This is a genomic window from Pantoea sp. Pa-EAmG, from assembly GCF_030024295.1.
Taxonomy (GTDB): domain Bacteria; phylum Pseudomonadota; class Gammaproteobacteria; order Enterobacterales; family Enterobacteriaceae; genus Pantoea; species Pantoea dispersa.
In genome coordinates this window covers 1-466 of sequence record NZ_JASEWO010000431.1, presented here as the reverse complement: position 1 = coordinate 466, position 466 = coordinate 1, and the positions used below count along the sequence as shown (strand labels likewise).

General features: G+C 56.0%; 1 protein-coding gene. It reads left to right on the top strand.

Annotated elements, in window-relative coordinates; translation table 11 throughout:
- Positions 1 to 466, top strand: a 466-nt coding sequence (locus QMM04_RS23085) for a glutamate--tRNA ligase family protein (protein ID WP_282997229.1), incomplete at both ends; no start/stop codon positions are given.

Here is a 466-nt window from a genome sequence, read left to right as displayed (position 1 = left end):
AAATTACCCACGTCATCCGTGGTGAAGACCATATCAACAACACGCCGCGTCAGATCAACATCCTGAAAGCGCTGAACGCGCCGGTGCCGGTTTACGCGCACGTGTCGATGATCAACGGTGACGACGGCAAAAAGCTGTCTAAACGTCACGGTGCGGTAAGCGTCATGCAGTACCGCGATGATGGCTACCTGCCTGAGGCGCTGCTGAACTATCTGGTGCGTCTGGGCTGGGCTCACGGCGATCAGGAAATCTTTAGCCGCGAAGAGATGATCGATCTGTTCGCGCTGAACTCTGTGAGCAAATCAGCCAGTGCGTTCAATACCGACAAGCTGCTGTGGCTGAACCACCACTACATCAATACTATGCCGCCGGAGTACGGGGCGACCTACCTGCAGTGGCATATCGAGCAGGCAAACATTGATACCCGTACCGGCCCTGAGCTGGCAGACCTGGTCAAACTGCTCGG